This window comes from Klebsiella sp. BIGb0399 (assembly GCF_003752615.1).
Lineage (GTDB): Bacteria > Pseudomonadota > Gammaproteobacteria > Enterobacterales > Enterobacteriaceae > Klebsiella > Klebsiella lignicola.
Genome location: NZ_RKHT01000005.1, coordinates 1,105,452 through 1,130,528, shown reverse-complemented (window position 1 = coordinate 1,130,528; position 25,077 = coordinate 1,105,452). Strand labels below are relative to the sequence as shown.

The 25,077-nt window shown below is 55.3% G+C and carries 24 protein-coding genes and 3 tRNA genes; 9 read left to right on the top strand and 18 right to left on the bottom strand.

What is annotated here, in order from left to right:
- Window positions 1-37 precede the first annotated feature (37 nt).
- A complete protein-coding gene (gene ygeW, locus EDF82_RS05780; protein ID WP_123754614.1) occupies window positions 38-1,225 on the bottom strand; it encodes a knotted carbamoyltransferase YgeW in 1,188 nt (395 codons plus the stop codon).
- Window positions 1,226-1,672: 447 nt separating this feature from the next.
- On the opposite strand from ygeW, the gene EDF82_RS05775 reads away from it, so the two are divergent.
- Window positions 1,673-3,451, top strand: coding sequence for a sigma-54-dependent Fis family transcriptional regulator (locus EDF82_RS05775; RefSeq protein WP_123754613.1), 1,779 nt, complete (start codon window positions 1,673-1,675; stop codon window positions 3,449-3,451).
- 182 nt (window positions 3,452-3,633) lie between these two features.
- On the top strand, window positions 3,634-4,269 hold the full coding sequence (locus EDF82_RS05770; protein ID WP_123754612.1) for a carbonic anhydrase: 636 nt from the start codon (window positions 3,634-3,636) through the stop codon (window positions 4,267-4,269).
- Between the two features lie 166 nt (window positions 4,270-4,435).
- Here EDF82_RS05770 and EDF82_RS05765 read toward each other — a convergent pair whose 3' ends face one another.
- The 6 genes from EDF82_RS05765 to mdtK all read right to left on the bottom strand — a co-directional run bounded on the left by EDF82_RS05765 (window position 4,436) and on the right by mdtK (window position 7,717).
- The gene (locus tag EDF82_RS05765; protein ID WP_123754611.1) at window positions 4,436-5,002 is read right to left on the bottom strand and encodes a DJ-1/PfpI family protein; all 567 of its coding nucleotides are present in this window, start codon (window positions 5,000-5,002) and stop codon (window positions 4,436-4,438) included.
- 159 nt (window positions 5,003-5,161) lie between these two features.
- A tRNA-Val gene (locus EDF82_RS05760) sits at window positions 5,162-5,238 on the bottom strand.
- A 4-nt stretch (window positions 5,239-5,242) separates the two neighbouring features.
- Window positions 5,243-5,319 (bottom strand) — tRNA-Val (locus EDF82_RS05755).
- Window positions 5,320-5,323: 4 nt separating this feature from the next.
- Window positions 5,324-5,400: transfer RNA gene (locus EDF82_RS05750), tRNA-Val, on the bottom strand.
- 383 nt (window positions 5,401-5,783) lie between these two features.
- The gene (gene asr, locus EDF82_RS05745; RefSeq protein ID WP_123754610.1) at window positions 5,784-6,149 is read right to left on the bottom strand and encodes an acid resistance repetitive basic protein Asr; all 366 of its coding nucleotides are present in this window, start codon (window positions 6,147-6,149) and stop codon (window positions 5,784-5,786) included.
- Window positions 6,150-6,343: 194 nt separating this feature from the next.
- Window positions 6,344-7,717 carry an MdtK family multidrug efflux MATE transporter gene (gene mdtK / locus EDF82_RS05740; protein WP_123754609.1) on the bottom strand — a complete coding sequence of 458 codons (1,374 nt, stop codon included), beginning with the start codon at window positions 7,715-7,717 and terminating at the stop codon, window positions 6,344-6,346.
- 228 nt (window positions 7,718-7,945) lie between these two features.
- Here mdtK and EDF82_RS05735 point away from each other — a divergent pair, with 228 nt between their 5' ends.
- A complete protein-coding gene (locus tag EDF82_RS05735; RefSeq protein ID WP_123754608.1) occupies window positions 7,946-8,581 on the top strand; it encodes a riboflavin synthase subunit alpha in 636 nt (211 codons plus the stop codon).
- A 109-nt stretch (window positions 8,582-8,690) separates the two neighbouring features.
- Here the strand turns inward: EDF82_RS05735 and cfa are convergent, their stop codons facing one another.
- Window positions 8,691-9,839 carry a cyclopropane fatty acyl phospholipid synthase gene (cfa, locus tag EDF82_RS05730; RefSeq protein ID WP_123754607.1) on the bottom strand — a complete coding sequence of 383 codons (1,149 nt, stop codon included), beginning with the start codon at window positions 9,837-9,839 and terminating at the stop codon, window positions 8,691-8,693.
- A gap of 295 nt (window positions 9,840-10,134) precedes the next feature.
- A complete protein-coding gene (punC, locus tag EDF82_RS05725; protein WP_123754606.1) occupies window positions 10,135-11,319 on the bottom strand; it encodes a purine nucleoside transporter PunC in 1,185 nt (394 codons plus the stop codon).
- A 111-nt stretch (window positions 11,320-11,430) separates the two neighbouring features.
- On the opposite strand from punC, the gene punR reads away from it, so the two are divergent.
- Window positions 11,431-12,342 (top strand): DNA-binding transcriptional activator PunR, encoded by a 912-nt coding sequence (gene punR / locus EDF82_RS05720; protein WP_123754605.1) that lies wholly within the window; start codon window positions 11,431-11,433, stop codon window positions 12,340-12,342.
- 18 nt (window positions 12,343-12,360) lie between these two features.
- On the opposite strand, the gene purR is transcribed toward punR, so the two are convergent.
- Window positions 12,361-13,386: an HTH-type transcriptional repressor PurR gene (gene purR, locus EDF82_RS05715; RefSeq protein WP_123754604.1), complete on the bottom strand. Its 1,026-nt coding sequence runs from the start codon at window positions 13,384-13,386 to the stop codon at window positions 12,361-12,363.
- A 295-nt stretch (window positions 13,387-13,681) separates the two neighbouring features.
- Here purR and EDF82_RS05710 point away from each other — a divergent pair, with 295 nt between their 5' ends.
- Window positions 13,682-13,771 carry a YnhF family membrane protein gene (locus EDF82_RS05710; RefSeq protein ID WP_004862736.1) on the top strand — a complete coding sequence of 30 codons (90 nt, stop codon included), beginning with the start codon at window positions 13,682-13,684 and terminating at the stop codon, window positions 13,769-13,771.
- Window positions 13,772-13,933: 162 nt separating this feature from the next.
- Window positions 13,934-15,100, top strand: a complete 1,167-nt coding sequence (locus tag EDF82_RS05700) for an MFS transporter (protein WP_123754602.1) — start codon at window positions 13,934-13,936, stop codon at window positions 15,098-15,100.
- Between the two features lie 38 nt (window positions 15,101-15,138).
- On the opposite strand, the gene sodB is transcribed toward EDF82_RS05700, so the two are convergent.
- Window positions 15,139-15,720, bottom strand: coding sequence for a superoxide dismutase [Fe] (sodB, locus tag EDF82_RS05695; protein ID WP_123754601.1), 582 nt, complete (start codon window positions 15,718-15,720; stop codon window positions 15,139-15,141).
- Window positions 15,721-16,021: 301 nt separating this feature from the next.
- Window positions 16,022-16,903, bottom strand: a complete 882-nt coding sequence (locus EDF82_RS05690) for a C40 family peptidase (RefSeq protein ID WP_123754600.1) — start codon at window positions 16,901-16,903, stop codon at window positions 16,022-16,024.
- Window positions 16,904-17,237: 334 nt separating this feature from the next.
- Between EDF82_RS05690 and EDF82_RS05685 the strand changes: the two genes are divergently transcribed.
- On the top strand, window positions 17,238-17,585 hold the full coding sequence (locus EDF82_RS05685; protein WP_123754599.1) for a Grx4 family monothiol glutaredoxin: 348 nt from the start codon (window positions 17,238-17,240) through the stop codon (window positions 17,583-17,585).
- Window positions 17,586-17,636: 51 nt separating this feature from the next.
- Here EDF82_RS05685 and rnt read toward each other — a convergent pair whose 3' ends face one another.
- The 4 genes from rnt to EDF82_RS05665 form a co-directional block, all read right to left on the bottom strand.
- Complete coding sequence (rnt, locus tag EDF82_RS05680) at window positions 17,637-18,284, bottom strand: ribonuclease T (RefSeq protein WP_123754598.1); 648 nt, start codon at window positions 18,282-18,284, stop codon at window positions 17,637-17,639.
- A gap of 106 nt (window positions 18,285-18,390) precedes the next feature.
- Window positions 18,391-18,798 (bottom strand): lactoylglutathione lyase, encoded by a 408-nt coding sequence (gloA, locus tag EDF82_RS05675; RefSeq protein ID WP_123754597.1) that lies wholly within the window; start codon window positions 18,796-18,798, stop codon window positions 18,391-18,393.
- Window positions 18,799-19,024: 226 nt separating this feature from the next.
- Window positions 19,025-20,122, bottom strand: coding sequence for an alkene reductase (locus EDF82_RS05670; RefSeq protein WP_123754596.1), 1,098 nt, complete (start codon window positions 20,120-20,122; stop codon window positions 19,025-19,027).
- Window positions 20,123-20,175: 53 nt separating this feature from the next.
- Window positions 20,176-20,775: a TetR/AcrR family transcriptional regulator gene (locus EDF82_RS05665; protein ID WP_123754595.1), complete on the bottom strand. Its 600-nt coding sequence runs from the start codon at window positions 20,773-20,775 to the stop codon at window positions 20,176-20,178.
- A gap of 140 nt (window positions 20,776-20,915) precedes the next feature.
- On the opposite strand from EDF82_RS05665, the gene EDF82_RS05660 reads away from it, so the two are divergent.
- Both EDF82_RS05660 and EDF82_RS05655 read left to right on the top strand, forming a co-directional pair.
- Window positions 20,916-21,158 carry a DUF1289 domain-containing protein gene (locus EDF82_RS05660; RefSeq protein WP_174509365.1) on the top strand — a complete coding sequence of 81 codons (243 nt, stop codon included), beginning with the start codon at window positions 20,916-20,918 and terminating at the stop codon, window positions 21,156-21,158.
- A 48-nt stretch (window positions 21,159-21,206) separates the two neighbouring features.
- Window positions 21,207-22,103 (top strand): aldo/keto reductase family oxidoreductase, encoded by an 897-nt coding sequence (locus EDF82_RS05655; protein WP_123754594.1) that lies wholly within the window; start codon window positions 21,207-21,209, stop codon window positions 22,101-22,103.
- A 32-nt stretch (window positions 22,104-22,135) separates the two neighbouring features.
- Here the strand turns inward: EDF82_RS05655 and EDF82_RS05650 are convergent, their stop codons facing one another.
- Window positions 22,136-24,178, bottom strand: a complete 2,043-nt coding sequence (locus tag EDF82_RS05650) for an FUSC family protein (protein WP_123755490.1) — start codon at window positions 24,176-24,178, stop codon at window positions 22,136-22,138.
- Entirely contained in the window at window positions 24,178-25,074 is an 897-nt protein-coding gene (locus EDF82_RS05645; protein WP_123754593.1) for an HlyD family secretion protein, read from the bottom strand. Before EDF82_RS05645 ends, EDF82_RS05650 begins: the two co-directional genes overlap by 1 nt.
- Window positions 25,075-25,077 lie beyond the last annotated feature (3 nt).

The following is a 25,077-nucleotide window of genomic DNA, read 5'->3' as shown; positions in this document are numbered from 1 at the left end:
GAGGCGGTTATGCTGGCCCGCGGGCCAGCCTGGTCGGTTACTTGACGCGTTTTTGTGCTTCGGTGAGCAGTTGCTGGAGCAGCTGGCCGGGTCTGGCGTATTTGCGGCACAGAATCATGGCGGCGATGATGTAAGGCTTCCAGCTGGCTTCTTTGTAGGTGGCGATACGGTATTTTTCGAAAACGGCCTCGGTCACTTCCCCTTCTTCACAGGAGACGCCGGTGATATCGGCAGGCAGGCAGTGCATATACAATGCGTCGCCACCGCGGGTGAGCGTCATCATCTCTTCGGTACAGTGCCAGTCTTTGTGGTTGGCGTTCTGTGCCAGACAGGCTTGTTCCAGGGCTTTCAGCCCTTCATGGTCGCTGGCGCGCAGCAGTTCGGTGCGTTTCTCCATGACCTTGTAAGGAGCCCAGGATTTGGGATAGACGATGTCGGCGTCACGGAACGCTTCCGCCATATCGGTGACCTGACGGAAGCTGCCGCCGGAGGCTTCGGCATTGTTTCTGGCGACTTCGATAACATCGGGGATCAGGTCATATCCTTCAGGATGCGCCAGGGTGACGTCCATCCCAAAGCGGGTCATCAGGCCGATAATCCCCTGCGGGACTGAAAGCGGTTTGCCGTAGCTGGGGGAGTAGGCCCAGGTCATGGCGATTTTCTTGCCCTTCAGGTTTTCCAGCGAGCCAAAATGCTCGCGCAGCCAGGCAAGGTCAGCCATCGCCTGGGTCGGGTGGTCGATATCACACTGCAGGTTGATCAGCGCCGGGCGCTGCGGCAGCACACCTTGCTGGAAGCCGTCATCCAGCGCATCGCCGACCTCACGCATATAGGCGTTGCCGGCGCCGAGATACATGTCGTCGCGGATGCCGATGACATCGGCACAGAAGGAGATCATGTTGGCGGTTTCGCGCACGGTTTCACCGTGGGCAATCTGCGATTTACCTTCGTCGAGGTCCTGCTGCGCCAGGCCTAGCAGGTTGAGCGCCGAGGCATAAGAAAAGCGCGTGCGGGTCGAATTATCGCGAAACACGGAAATACCCAGACCGCTGGTAAAGGCCTGAGTGGCAATATTTTCGGCCCTTAGGGTTTTTAATGCATCGGCGACATCCAGTACCTGTCGCAGTTCGTCCGGAGACTGTTCCCACGTCAGCAGGAAGTCTTTGTCATGAAGGTTAGAGTTGAGCTTATTGATATCCTTAATCAGTTCGTTAACAGTTTTCATTTTGCGATCCTGGTAGTGAATGACGAGCGTAATGATTGCTGAGCGGTCGACGGCCAGCGCTGTATATTCACTAACAATAACTGTGCCAGTTCCTGCTAAAGAAAGCGCAGGGTCATGCGGGTGGGCGTATATATGCGATTAGGATCACGAAAACAGGTCATATACTAGGTCAGAGTCAAATAAGATTCATTTTCATTTTGCCTGCTGGCCGGGGTTTGTATTTGGTGCAGATGATTTACGGTGGGCGAAATGGCGACGACTCACGTCAAATTGATAAAAAATAGCTGCGGATTCTCATATTGATATAAAAGTGTGATATCAATTCCATATTTTCAGTCAAAAATGGAAAAGGGTGATTTATCTGCATCAAATAGTTTCAACCCAGGAGTAGTATCGGTAGAGAAAGAATAAAATAAATTAATCGGTTAGTGAGCGTAAGGGTTTATTATGATTTCCTCTAACACCTTATCCGTTTTGATGAACATTCAGCCTGTTATTCAACGGTTTGCCCGTATGCTCTCCAGCGTTCTCCAGCTTGAAGTGGAGATTGTGGACAATGTCTTGTGCCGCGTTGCCGGGACAGGTGCTTACGGAAAATCTCTTGGGCGCATCCTCAACGAAGATTCGCGACTATTACGTTACATTATTGAAACAAAAAAAGAGAAGGTAGTCACCCATTCGCGTTTTGACCCGCTGTGTAAAGACTGTAAGAATAAAGAGCAGTGTAAAGAAAAGGCCTTTCTGGGAACGCCGGTGATTTATCAGGGGCAGTGCGTCGGTGTTATTAGCCTGATTGCCCTCACTCGGGAGCAGCAGGAGCGTATAAAAGATAACATCCACGAGTTCTCTGATTATGTTCGCCATGTCTCATCTATATTTGTCTCACGACTGCTGGAAGATCAGGGCAACAGCGATAATATTCAAAAAATATTTCTGACAATGATCGATAATATGGATCAGGGCGTGCTGGTGGTGAGTCTTGACCAGCGGATTAAATTCGCCAATCAGGCGGCATTAAAGATCCTTGGCGTCACGCAGGGCAATATGATTGGCAAAGCCATTCATTTCCGGCCATTAACCTTTGAACATAATTTTGTGCGTGGCCATATGCAGCACGTCATCTCTTTCGATGATAAAAAAGAAATTATTATCGGCCAGCTGCATGCTATTCAGGACCAATGGCTGTTCTTAATGGCCTTCCATCAATCTCACGCCACGGCCGATTTTAGTGTGGCGCCGGATGAGCCGCAGATCGAGCAACTGATCGGTGAATGCCGCCCGATGCGGCAGTTGAAAAAGCTGATTAGCCGCGTTGCCCGCGGCCCCTCCAGCGTGATGATTGCCGGCGAAAGCGGGACGGGCAAAGAGGTGGTAGCCCGCGCTATTCATCAACTGAGCGACCGGCAGGCAAAACCGTTTATCGCGATTAACTGTGCCGCTATTCCCGAGCAGCTGCTGGAAAGCGAGCTGTTTGGCTACGTTAAAGGTGCCTTTACCGGGGCCTCCGCCAACGGTAAAACCGGGCTGATTCAGGCCGCGAATCACGGCACGCTATTTCTGGATGAGATTGGCGATATGCCGCTGACGCTGCAGGCCAAGCTGCTGCGAGCCATCGAATCGCGCGAGATCCAGCCGGTTGGCGCCAGCCATCCGGTGCCGGTCGATATCCGCATTATTTCCGCGACCAACCAGAACCTCGAGCAGTTTATCGGCGAAGGGAAATTCCGGGAGGATCTCTACTATCGGCTCAATGTTATTCCCCTGCGGCTGCCGCCACTGCGCGAGCGTCAGGAGGATATCGAACTGTTGGTGCACCATTTCCTGCAGCTGCACACCCGGCGCCTGGAGTTAGTCTACCCCGGTATTTCGCCGGAGGTGACCGCCTTGTTTAAAAGCTACCGCTGGCCGGGAAACATCCGCGAGCTGAGCAACCTGATGGAGTACCTGGTGAACGTGGTGCCGTCCGGAGAGGTCATCGACACGTCGCTGCTTCCGCCGAATGTGAGTAACAGCGCGAAAGTCGCAGGAAGGGCTGCCAGCCCGGTTGAGGCGCTGGCCGAGAGCAAAGAAGAGGAGGGCGTGACGGCGCTGGAGGCGATGGAAAAGCAGATGATTCGTGACGCCCTGACGCGCTACAGCAATAAGAAGCAGGCGGCGGATGAGCTGGGGATTGGTGTGGCGACGCTGTATCGCAAAATTAAAAAGTATGAGTTGCTGGGCGTATGACTTTGGCTGATGGCGGGTTCGGGGGAGTGATGCCCCGGACGCCAGTGTGTATTATCCAGAGATCGGCATTGTTACAAAAAGATTCCATTTGAATAACGATTCCTATTCTCCCCGTCGGTGATACACTGAAGAACTGTGATCTTTGTCATACCATAATTCATACCGAGAAAAGAGACACTGCTATGCAACATATCATTGAGGGCTTCCTCAACTTCCAGAAAGAGATCTTTCCGCAACGTAAAGAGCTCTTCCGTAGCCTGGCCTCCAGCCAGAATCCCAAAGCGCTGTTCATCTCCTGTTCCGACAGCCGCCTTGTCCCGGAACTGGTTACTCAGCAGGAGCCAGGACAGCTCTTTGTTATTCGCAACGCAGGTAACATCGTTCCCTCTTTCGGGCCGGAGCCGGGTGGCGTGTCAGCCACTATTGAGTATGCGGTTGTTGCGCTGGGCGTGACCGATATCGTGATTTGTGGCCACTCTAACTGTGGTGCGATGACCGCGGTCGCGACCTGTCAGTGCCTTGAGCCGATGCCGGCGGTGTCCCACTGGTTGCGCTACGCCGATGCCGCGAAAGCGGTGGTGGAAAAGGGCACCTGGAACAGCGAAATCGATAAAGTGAATGCGATGGTGCGGGAAAACGTGATCGCCCAGCTGAACAATATCAAAACTCACCCGTCTGTTGCGGTTGGGCTGCGTGATAAAGGGCTGCGTCTGCACGGATGGGTCTACGATATCGAAAGCGGCGATATTAGCGCGCTGGATAAGAACACCAAAAACTTCGTGTCGTTGTCAGAGAATCCAGAAGTCTACTTCGAATAACGCGTCTTCTCAGGGCAGGGAAGCCCTGTAAGTGTATCAGCTCCCTTCAGCCAGACCTCTCTTAGTACTTCACACCATACCAACCTGACGATTGCCGGACATGGCAATACAAAGCAGGCCGACCGTAGGCGGGCGGCCCGGGAATATTGCTGGATTCGTGCCGCGCTTAGCGCTGCAGTACTTCGGCAAATTTTGCCAGCCATTGCGGATGCGCGGGCCAGGCGGGAGCGGTAACCAGATTGTCGTCAACGTAGGCCTGGTCTATGCCGATATCGGCATAATGCCCACCGCTGAGGCGGACTTCCGGCGCACAGGCCGGGTAGGCGCTACAGGTGCGATCTTTCAGGATGCCGGCGGCAGCCAGCAGCTGTGGACCATGACAAACGGCGGCGATCGGTTTGCGCGCCCGGTCAAAGGCCTGCACCAGCTTGATGACCTCGTCATTGAGGCGCAGATATTCCGGCGCTCTGCCGCCTGGGATCAGCAGGGCATCATAATCCTGCTCGTTGACGGCGCTGAAATCGGCATTGAGGGTAAAACGGTGGCCCGGTTTTTCGCTGTAGGTCTGGGCGCCGTCGAAGTCATGAATGGCGGTGATGATGTAATCGCCTTTGGCTTTGTCTGGGCAAACCGCATCGACCTGGTGACCAATCATCTGTAATGCCTGAAACGGCACCATGGTTTCGTAATCTTCGGCATAATCGCCAACCAGCATCAGAATCTTTTTGCTCATTATTATCGCTCCTGTAGGGATCAAGATGCCTAAGGTATAGCCCAGCGATGGGGGGAATGCGAACTGCTAAACGGGAAGAAATTATCAGGGAGAGAAAAGAGGAGAATGCGAAAACACACGATTCACTTGCGGACAAACGAAAGTCTGGGCAAGAAAGAATGGTGCGTCCGAGTGGACTCGAACCACCGACCCCCACCATGTCAAGGTGGTGCTCTAACCAACTGAGCTACGGACGCATTATGGTGCGTTTAATTGGACTCGAACCAACGACCCCCACCATGTCAAGGTGGTGCTCTAACCAACTGAGCTATAAACGCATTATGGTGCGTTCAATTGGACTCGAACCAACGACCCCCACCATGTCAAGGTGGTGCTCTAACCAACTGAGCTATGAACGCAATGTTGTGGTGACAACGGGGACGCATATTAGCGATCGGGAGGGGTTGTGGCAAGAGGCAAACGTCACTTTTCTTTCAGATCGCACGCGATTGCGGAAGTTTTACCCATATTGCTTATATTTTACTGATGATAAAGGAGAATACGTTGCCTGTTGGCTGTTTTTTGCTTACATCGTCAGGGCGACAGGGCACCGCCGGTAGCGGCAGAGCAGGAGAAAAAAGAGGGTAGCTATTTGAACATTAAGCGAAGGGCGAAAAGTGCGCACAGAATTAGCAGGATCAGAATGAGCTCAAAACGATAGCGCCGCAGCATAGTGACCTCCTGAAATAAAACCGGCGCTGAAATAGCGCCGGTTTAGCATGAAACAGACTGACCGGAAGAATTATGCAGCAGGCTGTGCAGCGGGTTTAGCGGCCTGATGCTTGGTGGTTTTGTGGTGCTTTTTAGCCGCCTGCGCTTTCTGGGCTACCGCAGGTTTGGTCGCCGCTTTGTGGTGTTTCTTAGCGGCCTGGGCTTTCTGCGCTACTGCAGGTTTGGCTTCGGCTTTTTTGTGTTTCTTGGCAGCCTGAGCTTTCTGCTCGGTAGCCGGTTTAGCCGCCGCTTTGTGGTGTTTTTTGTGATGGGTAGTTTTGGCAGTGGTGCTGTGAGCAGCAGCCGGAGCCTGAGTGGTGCTTACTGCGTCAGCAGCGAAAGCAGCAGAAGACAGACCCATAGCAGCGGCAACGACCAGAGCTAATACTTTTTTCATTCTGATATCCTCGAATTTGTTTCTTCAGTGAACCCCACTGCGGGGCTGTTGAAAGCACTATAGGCTTCTGGTCCGGTGGCTTCAGTGAGTGTTTGGTATCGGCACGTAACCGAATGTACAACGGGGATATCGGTGGGAGCTGTCCGCGTCGCGGAGAACAAAAAAGGCACCCCGGAACGAGGTGCCTTAAGCCGTTAGCGCGCCGCGCGCTGCAATATGATGTTTGCCGGCTGGCGCTGCAGGAAGCGCATACGCAGCATCATCAGAATTGCCGCGGAGGTTAATCCGATGATAAATCCGCACCAGAAACCCGCCGGTCCCATCCGCGGAACAACGATATCGGTTAAGGCCAGCAGATAGCCGCTTGGCAAGCCGAGTACCCAGTAGGCGGTGAAGGTAATAAAGAAGATCGACCGCGTGTCTTTGTAGCCACGCAGGATCCCGCTGCCGATAACCTGCACGGAGTCCGAGAGCTGATAGATAGCCGCCAGCAGCATCAGATGAGACGCCAGGGTAACAACCTCCGGATTGTCGTTATACAGCAGGGCAATCTGCTCGCGCATGACGACGGTGAAAATCGCGGTGATTACGGCCATGCAAACCCCCACGCCGACCCCGGTTCTGGCAGAGACCTGAGCGTCCGGCGTTGAGCCTTGCCCAAGGCGGAAACCAACCCTGATAGTGACCGCCGCCGACAGCGACAACGGCAGTACGAACATCAGCGAGCTAAAGTTGAGGGCAATCTGGTGGCCGGCAACATCGACAATACCCAGCGGAGAGACCAGCAATGCGACTACCGCAAACAGCGTCACCTCGAAGAACAGCGCCAGTGCGATAGGCAGACCTAATTGCACCAGGCGCGTCAGGACGCTGAAGTCCGGTTTACTGAACCCGGTTTGATTGCGAATGTCACGCATTGAACGGGCGCGGCGCACCCAGGTAATCATGCAAATGAACATCACCCAGTACACGGCAGCCGTCGCCACGCCGCAGCCAACGCCGCCGAGCTCCGGCATGCCAAAATGACCGTAGATAAAAATATAGTTAACGGGAATATTGACCAGCAGGCCGATAAATCCCATGACCATCCCCGGTTTGGTTTTCGCGAGGCCTTCGCACTGGTTACGCGCAACCTGGAAAAAGAGGTAGCCGGGAGCGCCCCACAGCAGAGCGCGCAGGTAGCCAACGGCTTTGTCGGCGAGGGCCGGGTCGATATTGTGCATCGAGCTAATAATGTACCCGGCGTTCCACAGCACCACCATGACCAGCAGCGAGACGAACCCCGCCAGCCAGAACCCTTGACGCACCTGGTGTGCAATTCGGTCGCGACGCCCGGAGCCATTCATCTGCGCGACCACCGGCGTCAGCGCCAGCAGCAGCCCGTGGCCGAAAAGAATAGCGGGAAGCCAGATGGATGTCCCGATGGCTACCGCCGCCATATCGGTGGCGCTATAGCCACCCGCCATCACGGTATCGACAAAGCCCATTGCTGTCTGAGCGACCTGCGCAATGATCACAGGAATAGCCAGTGCTAATAACTGACGCGCTTCAATAAAATACTTCTGCACGTGAACACCTTTATATTGTTGTTATTTTGAAACTGAAAAGCGGCCTTAAATGGCAGCAAGAAGAAAGAGCAGAGGGGTTTTCCAGTCTATTGTAGCGAGGATACGCTATTAAGCCAGTGAAAAAATGGTAGGGCACGAAGGGCGCTGGCAACCTGTTTTAGCACCTGTTATTGTTCCAGGCAGATATAACGGTAATGATACCGTCACCAAAGTCTACAGGAGCAAAGCATGTTTACTGGCATTGTGCAGGGGACCGCAAAAGTGGTGTCCATCGATGAAAAACCTAATTTTCGCACTCATGTCGTGGAATTACCTGAGCATATGCTCGAAGGCCTCGAGACCGGCGCATCAGTGGCGCACAACGGTTGCTGCCTGACGGTGACCGAAATCGACGGTCCGCGTGTCAGTTTTGATCTGATGAAAGAGACGCTGCGCATTACCAACCTCGGGGCGGTAAAAGAGGGTGATAATGTCAACGTTGAGCGCGCCGCGCGTTTTAGTGATGAGATTGGCGGCCATCTGATGTCGGGGCATATTATGACGACCGCCGACATCGTTAAGATTTTAACCTCCGAGAATAACCGTCAGATCTGGTTTAAGGTTCAGGACCCGGCGCTGATGAAATATATTCTCTATAAAGGTTATGTCGGGGTAGACGGTATTAGCCTGACGGTGGGAGAGGTCACGCCGACCCGTTTTTGCGTGCATCTGATTCCGGAAACGCTCACGCGTACTACCCTTGGGGTAAAAAAACTGGGTGACCGGGTGAATATCGAAATCGACCCGCAAACGCAGGCGGTGGTGGATACCGTAGAACGCGTACTGGCGGCGAAAGATGCGGCGCAGAACGCCGCTGAAGAGTAATACCCCCATAATCCTTCAAGTTGCTTTGCCGGCTACAAGCAACTCGAATTATTTTGGGTATCAGAGCATACGTAGTAAAAGCATATCCCCCGTCGTAACGGGGGATGATTTAACGAGCCACCCGCAGGCCGTTTTCGACCCCGCGTGAAAAGACCACCTGCCATAGCTGAATATCGCGCGCACGAAAAGCCCCGGCGCAAGCGTTCAGATAATAACTGAACATACGTTTAAATCGTTCTGAGTAGTTATCTGCAATATCCGGCCAGGTCGCCAGGAAACGCTCACACCACGCCATCAGCGTCGTATCGTAGTCGGCCCCCATATTATGCCAGTCTTCCATCACGAAGTGCGATTCGCTGGCCTGGGCAATCTGCCGAACCGACGGCAGACAGCCGTTCGGGAAGATATATTTATTGATCCATGGGTCAACGCTGTGGTCGGTTTTTTTCGAACCGATAGTGTGTAATAAGAAGCGACCATCGGCATTCAGATTACGGTCAACCACATTAAAATAGGTGGCGTAATTTTTCGGGCCGACGTGTTCAAACATACCGACGGAGACAATCCGGTCAAAGCTGTCCTCCAGGTCGCGATAATCCTGGAGCAAAATGGTGACGTCCAGTCCCTCGCAACGCTGCTGGGCCATTTTTTGTTGTTCGGCCGAAATAGTCACGCCAACTACGCTGACCTGATAATGCTTCGCCATGTAATAGGCCAGCCCACCCCAGCCGCAACCGATGTCCAGCACCCGCATTCCCGGCTCCAGCTGCAGCTTGCGGCAGATAAGATCGAGTTTTGCCTGCTGGGCTTCTTCCAGCGATTGGGCGTCTTTCCAGTAGGCGCAGGAATATTGCATGAACGGATCGAGCATCCGGCTGAAAAGGTCATTACCAAGATCGTAATGCTCTTTCCCGACAATCCAGGAGCGCTTTTTACTTTGCAGATTAAACAGGCGAGCGCCGGCAATACGTAGCGTATCTTTAAGATGGTGCGGGAGCTGATTTTCCAGCCCGGCGCGCAGCACACGGTGGAAGAATATATCCAGCCGCTCGCAATCCCACCAGCCGTCCATATAACTCTCACCGAGTCCGAGTGAACCTTCTTGCAAAACGCGTTTAAAGAAAAGCGGGTTTTTAATCTGCAAATCGGAGGGAGCGGAGCCATTAATCTCAATGCCCGCGCGGCCGAGTAACTCGGCTACAATTCGGTACCAGTCGTCGTTTGGTACGCTTACTTCTTCTATACACGATGAACTCATAGCTTCTCCATCACGCCCAAGTGATCAGAACCTTAAAACAGCGTAGACGCTTTTTTGGCTTTGTGAGAAATCTCACGGAATATCCGTGAAGCTGCTATCCGACGTAGAACAGAGGAAGGGCGATAACCCTTGCCGAAAGGCCATCCATGGTGAAACGGGACGCATCCTGCCCCCGTTAAATACAATAAAAGGTCTATTTATGTGATGCCGGATCCAGTATAGGCTGCTGAAATCCGGCTTTCAATAAAAACCTCTTAGCATGCTAATTACTGGGCCTTAGCATGCTTATAACCGATCAGGCGTGCGATGAGCCGACCGTCAGGCAGGCGTTCTGGCGCTGCATAACGTAGCCAATCCCGGCCAGCACAATAGAAACCAGCATCACGCTGGTGGTGGTCAGCAGCGGCGTGGCGATCAGCGCGGAGACCAACAGACTGGTCAGGAAGCACAGCCCGAGCTGCAGAGTGTTCTGCAACGCCGCGGCGCGCCCGGTAGCCTGCGGGAATGGCTTCAGCGCCTGGGCAACAACGATCGGGTAAATCCCGCCGTTCACAATCGCCATCACGCAGAACGGAATCATCACGCCGACGATTGAGGCATTTTCAAGACGCCCGACCATCCAGGTGGCGGCGACGCTGACGGCGAACACCACCAGCAGCCACGGCAGCAGCTGTTGACCCTGCCATTTTTGCAGCGCCGCACGGCAGCCATAACCGCCAATCAGGAAGGCGATGGTTTGCGGCACGTAGCTCAGCCCGATAGCCGTCGGACCATAACCCATATCATGCAGAATAAACGGCGAGCCGGTCAGCCAGGCGAAGAAGCTGGCAGAGCAGGCGGCGTAGATCAGCACGTTACCGCTGTATTCACGAGAACGCAGCAGCGTCAGGAAGGTCAGTTTCTTCTGCGCATCGCCGGCCGGTTTGTGCACCGGCTTCAGGCGCAGGGCCGGGACCATCAGCAGCAGGGCGATGACGAAAAGGGTGGCAAAAATCGCCTGCCATTCCAGATGGTTGAGCAGCCAGCTGCCGAGCAGCGGCGCCAGCGCCGGGGATAAACCGACCAGCGGCATGATGGTGGCAAAAATGCGGTTTGTTTTCTGCGCCGGATAATAGTCCGTCACCATCGCCTGCCAGGTGACCGCAGCCGCACAGACGCCGATGGCCTGAATAAAGCGCAGGACCAGCATCAGCGTCGCGTCGCGGACCCACAGCATTCCCAGACAGCTGATGGCGAAGATCGCCAGGCCGCTCAGCAGAATCGGTTTACGCCCGTAACGGTCAGAGAGCGGGCCCCAGAACAGCTGTCCGATGGCGAAACCGGCGAGGAACAGGCTCAGGCTGGCGCTGACCGAGGCCGCGGAGGTGTTGAGGTCGTGTTGAATCGCCGCGAAGGCCGGTAGGTACATGTCGGTGGCCAGGAAACCCAGCACGCTGAGTCCCGCCAGCCAAACTAAAAATCCTTTCCCAGGTTGTTGCATAACATTCTCTTCTGCTGATGCCGGTATAATGCCGCAGAGTGTAGGGAGTGCATTCTGGCTTGTGAAACGCTAATATTTGCTACATGCATTCAAAATTTTTGTAGGCAGAATATGTGGTCTGAATACTCACTGGAAGTTGTTGATGCTGTCGCCCGCAACGGCAGCTTTAGCGCGGCAGCGCAGGAGCTCCATCGCGTCCCTTCCGCCATCAGCTACACCGTTCGTCAGCTGGAAGAGTGGCTGGCAGTTCCGCTGTTTGAACGTCGCCATCGGGATGTCGAATTAACCCCGGCCGGGGTCTGGTTTTTACAGGAGGGGCGCTCTGTTATCAAAAAAATGCAGATCACCCGCCAGCAGTGCCAGCAGATAGCCAATGGCTGGCGCGGCCAGTTGTCGATTGCTGTCGATGACATCGTCAAACCGGCGCGGATGCGCCAGATGATTGTCGATTTTTATCGTCACTTTTCGGACGTTGAGCTGATTGTCTTTCAGGAAGTGTTCAACGGCGTCTGGGATGCGCTGGCGGATGGCCGCGTGGAGCTGGCGATTGGGGCGACGCGTTCGATTCCGGTCGGGGGGCGCTACGCCTTTCGCGATATGGGTATGCTGAACTGGCACTGCGTGGTGGCCAGCCATCATCCGCTGGCGCAGATGACCAGTCCGCTAAGCGATGACGAGTTGCGCAACTGGCCCTCATTGGTCAGAGAGGATACTTCCCGGTCTTTACCAAAACGCACGACCTGGCTGCTGGATAACCAAAAGCGCGTGGTGGTGCCCGACTGGGAATCCTCTGCCACCTGCCTGTCTGCCGGGCTTTGCGTGGGGATGGTACCGACGCACTTTGCCCGTCCGTGGATCGACCGGGGAGAATGGGTTGCCCTTGAACTAGAAAACCCGTTTCCGGATGCGGCGTGCTGCCTGACCTGGCAACAGAGCGATGCATCGCCCGCGCTGCTGTGGATGCTGGATTATCTTGGTGATAGTGAAACGTTAAACCGGGAATGGTTGCGGGCGCCGGACTAACCGGCGCCGGGCAGGGGACTAGCGGCGGTAATCGACAAACGGACCGTCAACGACGGAACGACGTTCGACCAGGCGCGGGTGAACCTCGATAGACTGGGACTCCTCACGCTTGTTGACGATACGGTCCATCAGCATATTAAACGCGGCTTCGCCGAGAGAGTCTTTCGGCTGATGAATCGTGGTCAGCGCCGGACTGAAATAGCGAGCGTTGCGCACATTGTCATAGCCGATCAGCGAAATGTCCTGCGGCACGCGCAGCCCCATTTCATCCGCTGCGCAAATAGCGCCCATCGCCATAATGTCGCCGCCGCAGAAGACTGCCGTCGGGCGGTGGTGCTGGTTCAGGATATGCTGCATCGCGCGATAACCGGACTCCGGTTCGAAGTCACCCTGTTCAATCCAGTTGTCCGGTACGGAAATCTGCGCTTCTTCCATGGCTTTCATAAAGCCTGCCAGACGTCCGGCACCGGTGTTACGTTCCAGCGGGCCGGGGATCACGCCAATTTCGCGATGGCCGCGTTCCACCAGATAACGACCGGCCATATAGCCGCCTTCAAAGGCGTTATCGATGACTGAATCGGTAAAGTCGGCCTTGGCCTCGCCCCAGTCCATCACCACCATTGGAATATGGCGGTACTCTTCCAGCATGCTCAGCACCGATTCCGGATATTCGGAGCACATGACCAGCAGGCCGTCGACGCGCTTTTGCGCCATCATTGACAGGTAGGCCTGCTGCTTTTCGAGATCGTTCCACGCATTACCCAGAATCAGGGTATAGCCTTTCTGGAAGCAGCTTTTTTCAACGGCTTCGATAATTTCAGCAAAATAGGCCGCTTCGCTGCTGGTCGCCAGCAGACCAATAGATTTGGTGTGATTAACCTTCAGGCTGCGCGCGACGGCACTCGGTGAGTAGTGCAGTTCTTTAATGGCGGCCCAGACCGCATTGCGCGTCTCTTCCGCAACGAAACGGGTTTTGTTAATAACATGTGATACTGTTGTAGTGGAAACGTTTGCGCGCTTCGCTACATCTTTAATAGTTGCCATTACTTCTCACTCCAGACCTTGACCTGAACGTCTGATAATCGGTACGTAAACGTTTGCCTAAACACACCCTGAATACAATGTTCAACATTGCATCACGTCGGGAAAACGACACAGAACGACAGGAAGGGGTCAATGGCCGATACGCTTTCAAATTAGCGTGGGATTTTGTCCGATCTTGCGGCAAAGGGGAAGAGCAAAAATGTGTATCACCCTAAATCCTGGAAGATTTTTATGCGATATTGTGCAAAAATGAGCAAGCTCACTTTTCGTGTGGGAAAAACAGGGGGAAAAATTGATGGATACAGATTTAAAATTTTCGCTGACAACAACGATTATTGTTCTAGGTCTAATCGTTGCCGCCGGGCTGACCGCAGTTCTGCACTAATTTTCCCGGGGGAGAGGTCACTTTCCCCCCGTTCCCGCCATTATTATCATTTTCGCAAAAATCTTTTGCCATTTCGTTTACTTTTGTTTTTCTGTGATTGATGTCATGCTTTTGACTTCTGATGAGATACCGTCGCCGATGACGGTCTGCTGGAGTCATGTAATGAAAATCAACTTTCCCCTGCTCGCGCTGGCGATAGGCGCATTTGGTATTGGTACGACGGAGTTTTCCCCGATGGGATTACTGCCGGTCATTGCCAAAGGCGTAGACGTGTCTATTCCGGCTGCGGGAATGCTGATCAGCGCCTATGCGATCGGTGTGATGGTTGGTGCGCCGCTGATGACGCTGCTGCTTTCTCATCGCGCGCGAAGAAACGCGCTGATTTTCCTGATGGCGATCTTCACCCTCGGCAACGTTCTCTCTTCCATGGCACCGGATTACACCACGCTGCTGATTTCACGCATTATCACCAGCCTTAACCATGGCGCTTTCTTTGGTCTCGGTTCGGTAGTGGCCGCCAGCGTCGTCCCGAAAGACAAACAGGCCAGCGCGGTTGCCACCATGTTTATGGGGCTGACGATCGCCAATATCGGCGGCGTGCCGGCGGCGACCTGGCTTGGCGAGACTATCGGCTGGCGGATGTCGTTCCTCGCTACCGCAGGGCTGGGCGTGGTGGCGATGGTCAGCCTGTGGTTCTCTCTGCCTAAAGGCAGTGCCGGCGAGCGTCCGAATGTTAAACAGGAGCTGTCGGTGCTGGTGCGCCCGCAGGTGCTTTCCGCCCTGTTGACCACGGTGCTTGGGGCGGGAGCCATGTTCACCCTCTATACCTACATTTCTCCTGTGCTTCATACCATCACCCATGCTTCGCCGCTGTTTGTCACCGCGATGCTGGTGTTGATTGGCGTGGGCTTCTCGCTGGGCAACTACCTGGGCGGTAAATTCGCCGACCGCTCCGTCTCCGGGACGCTGAAGGGCTTTCTGCTGCTGTTGATGGTGATTATGCTGGCGATTCCGTTACTGGCGCAGACGCAGCTGGGGGCCGCTGTCAGTATGGTGGTCTGGGGTGCCGCGACCTTTGCGGTGGTGCCGCCGTTGCAGATGCGGGTGATGCGCGTTGCGCATGAAGCGCCGGGTCTCTCTTCGTCGGTCAACATCGGGGCGTTTAATCTGGGGAATGCGCTGGGGGCTGCTGCCGGTGGGGCGGTGATCTCGGGTGGTCTGGGTTACGCGTTTGTTCCGGTGATGGGGGCGATCATCGCCGGCCTGGCTCTGCTACTGGTGGTGGTGGGTAGCCGTTCGCAGCCGGAAGAGGCGCTTGTCGGACAGTGATGCTATTTGCAGAAGGGTTACCCCTTCTGCAATATCTTTTATGCCGCCAGTCTTTCAGCAACAAACTTCCAGTTTACCAGCGCCCAGAAGTGCGCCAGATACTCAGGGCGGGCGTTACGGTAGTCGATGTAATAGGCATGTTCCCAGACATCCACCGTCAGCAGCGGGGTGGCGTCGCCAGTCAGCGGCGTGCCAGCGTTGCTGGTGGAGACAATGCTCAGGCTGCCATCGGCATTCTTGACCAGCCAGGTCCAACCGGCACCAAAGTTTTTCGCTGCAGCATCGGTAAACTTAGCTTTAAAATCAGCAAAGCTGCCGAAAGCGCTGTTGATGGCTGCCGCCAGAGCGCCTTCCGGTTCACCGCCAGCATTCGGTGCAAGGCAGTTCCAGTAGAAGGTGTGGTTCCAGACCTGAGCGGCGTTGTTGAAGATGCCACCTTCGGAAGTGCGGACGATCTCTTCTAACGATTTACCCTCAAACCCGGTGCCTTTGATCAGATTATTAAGGTTAGTGACATAGGCCTGGTGATGTTTGCCGTAGTGGTATTCCAGGGTTTCTGCGGAAATGTGCGGCGCCAGGGCGTCTTTTGCATACGGTAATGCAGGTAATTCAAACGACATTGTTACTCTCCTTATAACTTCTTGATTTCTTCTCACATTTAAAGGATGTATGACCATCCGGATACAGCATGTACTGTGGATTGCCGTAGCGAATACCACAGGTTTTTATTGTGATCAGGATGCTAACACTTGCCGGAGAGAGTTAAAAGCCTTGCATTAATAAAGGGTATATTTAACAAACGCTATAGAAGAAAGCGTGACACGTCACGAGGGAAAAGAGAGCAGATAAACGCGGCTGGAGAGGGGAAAATGCGCTGCACATTGCGCGTAACCGGCAGCCTGCCGCTGATGCGGCAGGCGGTTAGCGAATGGTTTTCGGGGTCATGACCCGACGCGCGCCCACGTAGTGACGGATCCAGTAATCCTCGCTTAATGAGGTTATCTGAATATCGCGACCGGTACGCGGTGACTGGATAAATTTGCCGTTGCCGACATAAACGCCAACGTGGTCGGCGGTGCCACGCCCACGGGTACGGAAGAAGACCAGATCGCCGCTTTGCAGCTCGCCGCGGTCAACCGGACGGGCGTCGCGCAGGTGGTACATCTCATTGGCGGTACGTGGAATGCGAATTTTCACCAGATCTTTATAGGCATAGTAGACCAGGCCGCTGCAATCGAAACCAGTGCGCGGTGAGGTGCCACCCCAGCGATACGGTTTGCCAATCTGGTCCATCAGCTTCGACATGGCGGTACTTTGCGCTTTCTGGACCCGTGCCTTGTGGGCGTCCGCCAGCGTCAGCGGCTGCGCTTCAGTCGCCGGTTTACAGCGTTTTTTGTAGCCTTTACGCACCACACATTTAGTCTGCAGGCTGGCCATGACCGGTGCCGGCTCTGCGCTCGACGTCAGCGATTTAGCACACTGCTTTTTATACCCTTTACGCAGGACGCATTTTTTGCTGCTACCGGCGGCCTGGCCGGTTAATGCCGTTTGGCTGGCGCTGGTGGTACGGGTAGGATGTCTGCTGCGGGACGTGGTGGCGGTTTGCTTGCTGGTGGTTTTGGTAGTGGACCTGGATTTTTGACTGCTGGCTTTTTTCTTACGTTCGGTAGTGCCTTTGGCCGGGTGCGCTTTTGGCGTAGCAGAGCTGTGCGTATGCCCTGAAGCATGCGCCAGTGGTGTAAATGAGATCGATGTAAACAGTAATGCACAGAGCGAAATCGCGATTTTGTTTAGCCGCGCCACTGAGCAATCCCCTGATTAATGACAGATATATACATACCTGACAGTGAATGACAAAACTCAACGATTCTAAAGCATAAAAACCGGGATAGTTAATACTCTTTTGTATCTAAAGTGTCGTTTGATTAACAATTGCAAAAAATTATCTCAGACATTAACCACATTGTACGGAAAATGTACAGTGGTGCAGCATTTGCGGTGCCAAAGTGATATTTCTAAAGCAACTTCTGGGCACAGAAGATAAACTGTCGGGAGTGAAAAAAATGTTATTATCCGTCCTGCGTCCAGGACGCTACAATGAAAATTACTGCCGTATAGAAGTTAAGGAAGCATGACAATGACCACGACTGTAGAAAAAATCCAACGTCAAATCGCTGAAAACCCGATCCTGCTGTACATGAAAGGGTCCCCGAAACTGCCAAGCTGCGGTTTTTCCGCCCAGGCAGTGCAGGCACTCTCTGCATGTGGCGAACGTTTTGCTTACGTTGATATCCTGCAGAACCCGGATATTCGCGCGGAAATGCCGAAATACGCGAACTGGCCGACCTTCCCGCAGCTGTGGGTGGATGGCGAGCTGGTTGGTGGTTGCGACATCGTGATTGAAATGTATCAGCGCGGCGAACTGCAGCAGCTGATCAAAGAAACGGCGGCTAAGTACAACAGCGAAGCGCCGAAAGCAGAATAAACCTGCGAAAAGTAAAAAGCGACTTCCGTGGAAGTCGCTTTTTTTTGTCTTTTATTGTTGTTCGGCGAGTGGCAACGGCCAGCCGCCAAGGCGTTTCCAGCGATTGACGATTTCGCAAAACAGCTGGGCGGTCTGATCGGTATCGTACAGCGCCGAGTGCGCCTTGCTACCATCAAACGCCATTCCGGCGGCCAGACACGCTTTGGACAACACCGTCTGACCCAGAGCCAGCCCGCTCAGCGCGGCGGTATCAAAGGTCACAAAAGGGTGAAACGGATTACGTTTAAGCCCGGCGCGTTCGGCGGCAGCCATCGTAAAGGTGAGATCGAAGGTGGCGTTGTGCGCCACCATGATGGCACGATTACAATCGTTATCCTTAATCCCTTTACGCACCATTTTGAAAATGGCGTGCAGGGCGTCGTACTCGCTCACTGCTCCGCGCTCGGGGTCGTTCGGATTGATGCCGTTAAAGGCCAGCGCTTCAGGCTGAAGATTGGCGCCTTCGAAAGGTTCAACATGAAAATGCAACGTTTCGTCCGGCATCAACCAGCCTTGCTCATCCATTTTTAAGGTAATGGCGGCGATCTCAAGCAGGGCATCGGTTTTCGCATTAAATCCGGCGGTTTCTACATCAATAACCACGGGGTAGAAACCACGAAAACGGTCGCACAGACCATTAAGTTGAACGTTCTCGGACATCAGATTCTCTTCACTGGAAAAAAGTAGCGCGCATTATGGCAAATTTTGCCGTGCCTTGCAGCAGGAAGGGGGAGAAAACAGCGGGCGCCGGTGCGCCCGAAGCCGGTTAGTGACCGAGACCTTTGCCAGCGTCTTTCTCTTCAATCAGTTCGATTTTGTAACCATCAGGATCTTCAACGAAAGCGATAACCGTCGTGCCGCCTTTGACCGGGCCGGCTTCGCGAGTGACGTTGCCGCCGTTCTGGCGAATCAGCTCACAGGCCTCGGCTGCGTTCTCTACGCTCAGCGCGATATGGCCGTAGGCGTTACCGAGGTCATACTTGTCGACGCCCCAGTTGTAGGTCAGCTCGATGACGGCGGTATCGGTTTCTTCACCGTAACCGACGAAGGCCAGCGAGTATTTATACTCGGTGTTTTCGCTGGTGCGCAGCAGCTTCATGCCCAGCACGTTGGTGTAAAACTCGATAGAACGCTGCAGATCGCCAACGCGCAGCATGGTGTGAAGTAAGCGCATGATTTTATACTCCTTTATTACAGCCTCCAGACAGAAGCCGTATATACGATGGTCAGAATAGTGTCAGAAAACGGCCAGGACGTTTCTAACACAGAGGCACTATAACGCAAAAAAGCCGCCATTTCAGGCGGCCCTGACAATCTCATCCCGATTAGCGCCCCGATGCGCACGCTGAGCGGGCAAAGGGGAACATGGTGGCGGGATACCGCCGCGCTAATCCGGGAAATTACAGCGTCGGATAATCGGTATAACCTTCTGCGCCACCGCCGTAGAAGCTTTCCGGGCGCTGCGGGTTCAGCGGTGCTTTATGCTGCAAACGAGCCACCAGATCCGGGTTGGCGATATAGTCGCGACCAAAGGCCACCGCGTCGATTAACCCTTTGCCGATCAGATCGTTGGCTTTTTCCACGGTGTAGGCACCGGCACCGATAATCGCCCCTGGGAAACGGGCGCGAACTTTCTGACGGAACGCGTCGCTATACGGCTGACCACCGGCCCAGTCCGGCTCGGACATGTGCAGGTAGGCGATCCCGCGTTTGGCCAGCTCTTCAATCAGATACAGCGCATCTTCTTCTTCATTCGGACCGTTATCGACATTCTGGAAACTGCCAATCGGCGAGACGCGGATGCCGATACGATCGGCGCTCCACTCTTTGCTGACCGCATCAACCACTTCCAGCACCAGGCGCGCGCGGTTTTCGACGCTGCCGCCATACTGGTCAGTACGGTGGTTGGAGGACGGGGAGAGGAACTGGTGCAGCAGGTAGCCGTGGGCCGAGTGCAGTTCAACAAGATCAAAGCCGGCGTCGCGGGCGTTACCTACCGCCTGGCGGAATTCGTCAACGATACCCGGGATTTCAGCGGTTTCCAGCGCGCGCGGCATTGAGGTATCGACGCGGATCGCATGGCCGTTTTCATCGCGCAGGGAAGTTCGGGTGCCTGCGCTGAGAGCGGAAGGCGCTACCGGCGCTTCGCCGCCAGGCTGCAGGGAGTTGTGGGAGATACGGCCGGTGTGCCACAGCTGAACGGCGATATGCCCCTCTTCAGCGTGAACGCCAGCGGTAATTTTCTGCCATGCGGCAATTTGTTCCGGGCTGTGCAGACCCGGTGCACCGGCGTAGCCTTTCGCCTGGGCCGAAATCTGCGTGGCTTCGGTGATAATCAGACCGGAGCTGGCGCGTTGACGATAGTACTCTGCCATCAGCGGGGTCGGGATATCGCCCGGCTCGATGCTTCGCAGACGCGTCAATGGAGCCATAAATACGCGGTTAGGTACGGTTACCGCACCGACTTTCAAGGGTGAAAACAGTTTTGATTCGGACATGATGACTCCTGAGTAGACCGGTCGTCTAGAAATTCGGTAAATAAAAACGCCTGTTAAACGTCAGGCGCAGCAATAATGTGTTTCGCATGGGCGAGGGCACTTTCCAGAGGCATCGCACTATGGGTAATCTTGGCCTGCAAATTGGCACCCAGCCACAGGGAGTACAGCACCTGGGAGAGGGTGAATGCATCGCCACTAAACTGCAGGCTGCCTTCCTGGCGTCCGTGCTCCAGCGCGTCACCCAGCAGATGAATAATCTGGCTGGCGCCTTTGTTCATTTCTTCACGCATCGATTCAGACAGGTCGCACACTTCTGCGGAAAGTTTCACCGTCAGACAGCCGCTGATAATGCCCTGCTGGCAAAACTGCGTCAGGGTGTGCTGGTAGTACGCCAGCAGACGATCGCGATAGTTGCCTTCGCCGTGGGAAAAGTGCTCCACCAGTCGCTGAAGATAGCCGGCGTAGTGATATTCCAGCAGCGCAACGCCGTAAGCTTCCTTTGAGCGAAAATAGTGGTAGAAAGAGCCTTTCGGCACTTCTGCTATTTTTAACAGTTCGCTCAGTCCCATGCCGGTAAAACCGCGGTGCATGCACAGCTGTTCACCGGTGGCAAGGATGTGTTCGCGGGTATCGCATTCGCTATGTTTGTTCATGGGGCTCACTGTAATAGACCGATTGGTCTAATGCAAGAAAAAAAGTAAAGTGCCGCCTGGCGCAGAGCCTGAAGAACAAAAGTTGCGTAGTCCGGTTGAAACGTCTTCAATAAACGATACAGATCAGCGACGGGGGCAGTGTGGTGGCAGAGCAGCTGGAGTTTTTCCCGGTACAAAGTCCGTGCCGGGGAATTTGTCAGTCAGATGAGCGCGGCTTTTGCCGGGGCTGCTTTCGCAGTCGCGAGGAGCGTTTTCAATGGCAAACCATGAGTGATGTGCAAAAACAGGATGTCCTGCGCCTGTGCCGCCAGCGATTGCTGCGCAAATTACGCGCGAATAAACCCCAGGCCGCGGAAGAACCGCAGCAACCCTCACTGTTTTAATGACAAAATTGCGTATACTCAACCCACTTATTTGTTGAGGATGTCGTTATGGTTCAGCGTATTGCTATGGCTCCACAGGGGCCGGAATTCTCGCGTTTTGTTATGGGCTACTGGCGGTTGATGGACTGGAACATGTCCCCCAGCGCGCTGGTGAGTTTTATCGAGCAGCACCTGGATCTGGGCATTACGACCATCGACCATGCGGATATTTACGGTGATTATCAGTGTGAAGCGGCGTTTGGTGAAGCCCTCAAGCTGGCACCGCACCTGCGTAGCCGGATGGAGATTGTCAGCAAGTGCGGGATTGCCACCAAAGCCCGCGCCGAAAACACCATCGGCCACTATATTACCGACCGTGACCACATCGTTTTAAGCGCGGAACAGTCCCTGCGTAATCTGGCGACCGATCATCTGGATCTGCTGCTGATTCACCGCCCGGACCCGTTGATGAACGCGGACGAGGTGGCGGAAGCCTTCCTCGCGCTGCATCACAGCGGTAAAGTCCGTCACTTCGGCGTATCCAACTTTACGCCGGCGCAGTTTACCCTGCTGCAATCGCGCCTGCCGTTTACCCTGGCCACTAACCAGGTGGAAATCTCTCCGGTGCATCAGCCGCTGTTGCTGGATGGCACCCTGGACCAGCTCCAGCAGCTGCGCATCCGGCCGATGGCCTGGTCGTGCCTTGGCGGTGGCAGCCTGTTCAATGACGAGCGCTTCCAGCCGCTGCGCGATGAACTGGCGCAGGTCGCTCATGAGCTGAACGCCGAGAGCATTGAACAGGTGGTGTATGCGTGGATCCTGCGCCTGCCGTCCCAGCCGCTGCCGATTATCGGCTCCGGAAAAATAGAGCGCGTGCGCTCGGCGGTGGTGGCAGAGAAACTGAACATGTCTCGCCAGCAGTGGTTCCGCATCCGTAAAGCGGCGTTAGGTTACGACGTCCCGTAAGCGTTATCCCGCCTCCGCGACGGCGGAGGCGTTCACTGCGTTTTGTTCTCCACCATCGCGCTTTCCGTTATCGTCCCGATAGCGGGCGCCTGCTCAAGCTGAGACAGGGCGCAATACAGCCGCCAGATCACCGCTGCCAGCTCTTTCGCCGCCGGTTGATGGTGATGGCTCAGGGTGTCGCAAATATGCTGCAGCTCACGCAGCGTAGAGGCCAGCGGGCGTTGCTGAACGCCACGTTCGCTCATCACATCGCGCAGCAGACTAATACACAAATCACGAACCTGCGACAGCGGATCCGAACGGGTTTCCCATTCTCGCAGCTGCCAGACCACATGCGAACAGTTGAGCAGCACCACTCCCCAGCGCAGCAGCCAGCGGCGGGCCAGGGCATCCTGGCTGTGGCTTAACTGGCTGATATGGTGATACACCAGCGATTCAAACTCATGCTCGCTGTGCTGCGGGTGACGACTTAGCTGATCGACAAAGTGACGGCGTAACGTTTTGATATGACGCCGGCTCTTGCGCGCATCGGAACCCGGGCTAATCACCGCAAACGCCAGCCAGGCAAAGCCGACGCCGATGATTTTGCCGAGATTGTCGTTGAGGAAAGCGGCGAAGTCATACACCGGCGGGTTGGTCACCGAAATAAACGAGCCCATAAAAACAATCAGCTGTCCCCACAGACCGGCCAGCCTGGGCATCTGCAGCTTGAGCAATTGCATGGTGGTTAGCAGCGGGAACAGGAATAACAAAAACTGCCACAGATCGGTTATCTGTACCATCAGGCCGAACTTCACTGCAAAGCTGAACACCGACAGCAAAACCAGCGTACGCATCAGTAACGTTAATGATTTGAACGGCGATGGCGAGACGGAGTAAAGCACGCAGCAGATAGCCGCCAGGGTCAGCGCAGCGGCGCTGGCCTGCCACTGGGTGCTGATGCCCCAGGCGCCCACCGCCACCAGGGCACAAAAGGTCCTGATACCGTTCCACAGCGCTTCAGCCTGATCGGTATGGCGCGCTAACGCCGGGGCGGACGGGACGTTAAATTCGGCGATCGCCGAGGCATTTTCCACCCGGCGGATCCAGCGGCTGCTGTCGAGATACAAACGACAAAAGTAGCGCAGGCGCTTCCACACGGCGAGGTGGCGGTAGTCGGCCCCGGCGGGAGGCGCCAGCGGGGCGATAATCCGCGCGACGCTGTAAAAATCGGCCTGCGGACTGGCGAGAGCGACGAGCAGCGTCTCCAGCACCTGGCGGGTCTCTGCCGGGGCTGCCGGCCAGTTGATCAACATCCGGCGCAGGCTGGAGATGACGCTGGTGAGGCGCAGCTGCTGGTGGAGTAAATAATTGAGCAGCGGATTCTGCCGACGAAAACGGTAGTGGCTCCAGAAGGCCTGAATACGCAGCAGGTTCATGGTCAGAATTTGCCCGATCACGCTTTCGTGGGCGCTACGAATCGCATCGGTGGTTTCCGGCACCCACAGCAGACTGGCGTGTTCAAGCAGGCGCGCGTGCATGTTTTTCAACGCCGTCAGCAGCGTGGTGCCGTCGGAGGTGCTGGGCATGATCATCATCATCAGCCCGCCGCAGAGGATCCCGACGATAACCTCGCACACTCGCGACTGCGCGATGGTCCACAGCTCATTGGCATCGGTAATGTTAATCACCGGGAAGGCGATTATCGCGCAGGTATAGCCGGCGAGCTGGAAGGCATAGGCCACGTTGTTGGTATACATCGCGCAGGCCCAGGTACAGAAGGCGATCCACGCCGAGATGCTGAGCAGGAACAGCCACGGGTCGTTGAGGGTATGCCCGGCGAGCAACAGCGCGGCGCAGGCCCCGAGCAGGCTGCCGGCGATGCGGCCAAAGCTTTTGCTGATCACCCCGCCGACGGTCGGGAAGCTGACGACGGCGGCGGAGGTCATCGCCCAGTAGGGCTCATCGAGGTTCAGCCAGTAGGCGATGCTCAGCGCCAGGCACATGGCGATGCCGTTGCGCAGCGCGTATCGCCACTGCGGCCGGCTGGCCTTAACCCACGGCAGCGCACGCCACAACAGGGCCTGCAGTTTCATCATGGCGCGCCAATCGAGACGGTGCAGGTGGTACCGGAAACCAAGGTGGTCTCTGGCGGCAGGGCATCAAACTCGATGCGCACCGGCACGCGTTGGGCCAGACGCACCCACGGGATATTGGGCTTGATGTTTGCCACCAGGCTGTTTCCCCCCTCGACGCTTTGGTCGACGATGGCACGGCCGATACTGCCTACGTGACCCTGTAACGTCTGTTTGCTGCTGTAGAGGACGATCTGCGCGCTATCGCCGGCGCGGATATGGCGCAGCTTGGTCTCTTCAAAGTAACCGATGACATAGAACGAATGGCTGTCGACCAGGGCAAAGACCGGATGACCGACGGCGGCATAGTCCCCGACCCGGGTGCTCAGATTAGTGACCCAGCCGTCGACCGGGGATTTCACCTCGGTCTGACCGAGCTGCCAGCGGGCGTGTTCCAGGCTGGCCTGCGCCACGCCAACGACCGCTTTGGCCGCCTCAAGGCCAGTATTGGCGGTATTCAGTGCGGTATTGACGTTCTCCAGATCTTCGGCGGAAATCGCATCTTTCGTCAGGTGACGGCGGCGCTGGGCATCGTTCGCCGCTTTGCTCTGTTCTGCTTTGGCTTTTGCCATCTCCGCCTGAGCCTTCGCGAGCTGCGCCTGGGCGTTCAGGAGGGCGATGCGGTAAGGGGTATCATCGATGCGAAACAGCACGTCGCCGGCTTTCACGAGCTGATTATCGCGAACGTTAAGCTGAAGGATGCTGCCGGAAACCTGGGGCGTAATACTGACCTGCTCTGCGCGCACTTTGCCATCCCGGGTCCAGGGGGACTGGGTGTAGTAGTTCCACACCAGCCAGGCGGCAATGAGGGCGAGGGCGGCAACAAACAGGGTCGAGAGATATTTTAGTTTTTTCATGTC